This window comes from Streptomyces huiliensis (genome assembly GCF_020037025.1).
GTDB lineage: Bacteria > Actinomycetota > Actinomycetes > Streptomycetales > Streptomycetaceae > Streptomyces > Streptomyces huiliensis.
Genome location: NZ_JAIQLH010000474.1, coordinates 1 through 3,198, shown reverse-complemented (window position 1 = coordinate 3,198; position 3,198 = coordinate 1). Strand labels below are relative to the sequence as shown.

The 3,198-nt window shown below is 77.5% G+C and carries 3 protein-coding genes; all 3 read left to right on the top strand.

From position 1 onward, the window contains the following. The first annotated feature begins 28 nt into the window (after positions 1–28). The gene (galT, locus tag JNW98_RS35245; protein WP_223772340.1) at positions 29–1,216 is read left to right on the top strand and encodes a galactose-1-phosphate uridylyltransferase; all 1,188 of its coding nucleotides are present in this window, start codon (positions 29–31) and stop codon (positions 1,214–1,216) included. Further along, positions 1,213–2,214 carry a UDP-glucose 4-epimerase GalE gene (gene galE, locus JNW98_RS35240; RefSeq protein ID WP_223772339.1) on the top strand — a complete coding sequence of 334 codons (1,002 nt, stop codon included), beginning with the start codon at positions 1,213–1,215 and terminating at the stop codon, positions 2,212–2,214. Before galT ends, galE begins: the two co-directional genes overlap by 4 nt. After that, positions 2,211–3,198: galactokinase (gene galK, locus JNW98_RS35235; protein ID WP_223772338.1), on the top strand; the 988-nt coding region annotated here is incomplete at its 3' end. The genes galE and galK, both read left to right, overlap by 4 nt.

Genomic DNA, 3,198 nt, shown 5'->3' with positions numbered 1-3,198 from the left:
GGACCGCCGTCGCCCGGGCTCCGACGGGCTGGGCTCCGGCCGGCTGGGCTCCGATGCGCCGGATTCCGACGGTCCGGGCCCCGACGGTCCGGGCCCCGACGGTCCGGGCCCCGACGGTCCGGGTCCCCTCGGTCCGGGGCCCGACGAGCCGGGCCCCGACGGTCCGGGCCCCGACGGTCCGGGTCCCCTCGGTCCGGGGCCCGACGAGCCGGGCCCCGACGGTCCGGGCCCCGACGAGCCGGACGCGCCGGGGCGGCCGGACCCCTCCACCCCGGCCCGCGGCAGCGAACTCCGCGCCGACCCCCTGCTCGGCGACACCGTCGTCATCGCCGCCCACCGCCAGGGCCGCACCCACCACCCGCCGCCCGACGCCTGCCCGCTCTGCCCCTCGCGCCCGGGCCGGCCCACCGAGATCCCGGACGCGGACTACGAGGTCGCCGTCTTCGAGAACCGCTTCCCGGCCCTCGCGGGACCCGCGGCCGGCCGCTGCGAGGTCGTCTGCTTCACCGCCGACCACCACGGCTCCGCCGCCGAGCTGGACGACGAGCGCGCCGCCCTCGTCCTCGCCGCCTGGACCGACCGCACGGCCGAGCTGTCCGCCCGCCCCGGCACCGCACAGGTCTACTGCTTCGAGAACCGCGGCGCGGAGATCGGCGTCACCCTCGCCCACCCGCACGGCCAGATCTACGCCTACCCCTTCGTCCCCCCGCGCACGGAACGCGCCCTCGCCTCCGTCGCCGCCCACCGCGAGCGCACGGGCGGCCGGAACCTGTACGACGACGTCGTGGCCCGCGAGGAGGCCGAAGGCCGCCGCGTCGTCCTCGCCGGGGAGCACTGGACGGCCTTCGTGCCGTACGCCGCCCGCTGGCCGTACGAGGTCCACCTGTACCCCCGGCACCGGGTGCCCGACCTGCCCGCCCTCGGCCCGGCGGCCCGCGCCGAGCTGCCGGGCCTCCACCAGGAGCTGTTGCGCCGCCTCGACCGCCTCTTCGGGCCGGACGCGCCGCCCACGCCGTACGTCGCCGGCTGGCACCAGGCACCCGTGCGCCACCCCCTCAGGAGTGAATTCGCGCTCCACGCCGAGCTCTTCACCGTCCGACGGGCTCCCGGCAAGCTCAAATTCCTCGCGGGTTCCGAGTCCGGCATGAACGTGTTCATCAACGACGTGCCGCCGGAGACCGCGGCGGAGCGACTGCGAGAGGCGGCGACCGGATGACCGAGAACCGGATGACCGAGAACCGGAAGACTGAGAAGACGTGCCTGGTCACGGGCGGAGCGGGCTACATCGGCAGCGTCGTCGCGGCCCACCTGCTGGCCGCCGGGCACCGCGTGACCGTGCTCGACGACCTGTCCACCGGCCACCGCGACGCCGTCCCGCGGGGCGCGCGGTTCATCGAGGGGCGCGTGCAGGACGCCGGGCGCTGGCTGGACGGCTCGTACGACGCCGTCCTGCACTTCGCCGCCTGCTCCCAGGTCGGCGAATCCGTCGCGGCCCCCGAGAAGTACTGGCGCAACAACGTCGGCGGCAGCCTCGACCTGCTCGACGCCATGCGGTCGGCCGGCGTCCGCACCCTGGTGTTCTCGTCCACGGCCGCCACCTACGGCGATCCGGCGGACTCCGCCCCGCTGACCGAGAGCGACCCCACCCTCCCCACCAACCCCTACGGCGCCTCCAAGCTCGCCGTCGACCACATGATCGCCGGGGAGTGCGCGGCGCACGGCCTCGCCGCCGTCTCGCTGCGCTACTTCAACGTCGCGGGCGCGCACGGCCGGTACGGCGAGCGGCACGCCCCGGAGACGCACCTGATCCCGCTCGTCCTCCAGACGGCCCTCGGCCGACGCCCGGAGATCACGGTGCACGGGGACGACTACCCCACCCCGGACGGCACCTGCGTCCGCGACTACCTGCACGTCGCCGACCTCGCCGAGGCCCACCTGCTCGCCCTCGACGCCGCCCGCCCCGGCGAGCACCTGATCTGCAACCTCGGCAACGGCAACGGCTTCTCCGTCCGCCAGGTCGTCGAGACCGCCCGCGAGGTCACCGGCCGGCCGCTCCCGTGCCGTACGGGCCCCCGCCGGCCCGGCGACCCGGCCGTCCTCGTCGCCTCCGCCGAGCGCGCCCGCGCGGTCCTCGGCTGGAAACCCCGGCGGCCGGAACTGGCCGGGATCATCGCGGACGCCTGGGAGTTCGCCCGCGGCGCGGAGCCGCGGTGAACCCCGCGGCCGGGTTCCGGGCCGTCCACGGCCGCGCGCCGGACGGCGTCTGGTCGGCGCCCGGCCGCGTCAACCTCATCGGCGAACACACCGACTACAACGACGGCCTAATGCTGCCGGCGGCCCTGTCCCGGCGGACCCGGGTGGCCGCCGCCGCGCGGCCGGACGGGCTGCTGCGGCTGCACTCCGCGCGGGCGGCCGGCGGAGTGGTCACGCTGGAACCGGGCGCGCTGGTCCCGGGGAGGGTCCGTGGCTGGGCCGCCTACCCGGCGGGCGTCGTGTGGGCACTGCGCACCGCCGGCCTCGCCGTGGGCGGGGCGGACCTGCACGTGGAGAGCGACGTGCCGCAAGGGGCCGGCCTCTCCTCGTCCGCCGCACTGGAGATCGCCACGGCGCTGGCCGTCACCGCGCTCCACGGCCTCGCGCCGGACCCGGGCGAACTGGCCCGGCTGGCGCGGCACGCGGAGCACGCCTTCGTCGGCGTCCCCTGCGGGATCATGGACCAGACCGCCGCCGCCCGCTGCCGCGCCGGGCACGCGCTCCACCTCGACACCCGCGACCTCACCGTCCGCCACCTGCCGTTCGACCCGGCCGCGCACGGGCTGCGGCTGCTCGTCGTCGACGTCGGCGCCCGGCACGCGCTCGCCGACGGCGCCTACGCGGCGCGCCGCGCCGCGTGCGAGGCGGGCGCGCGGGCGCTCGGCGTACGCGCCCTGCGGGACGTGGCACCCGCGCAACTACCGGACGCGCTGGGCGCGTTGCCGCCCGGACTGCGGCCGATCGTCCGGCACGTCGTCACGGAGAACGAGCGGGTGGCGCGGGTGGCCGCGCTGCTGGCGGCCGGGGAGCTCGGGGCGGCCGGGCCGCTGCTCACCGCCGGGCACGCCTCGCTCCGCGACGACTTCGCGGTCTCCTGCCCGGAGCTGGACCTGGCGGTCGACACCGCCCGCGCGGCGGGCGCGCTGGGTGCCCGGATGACCGGCG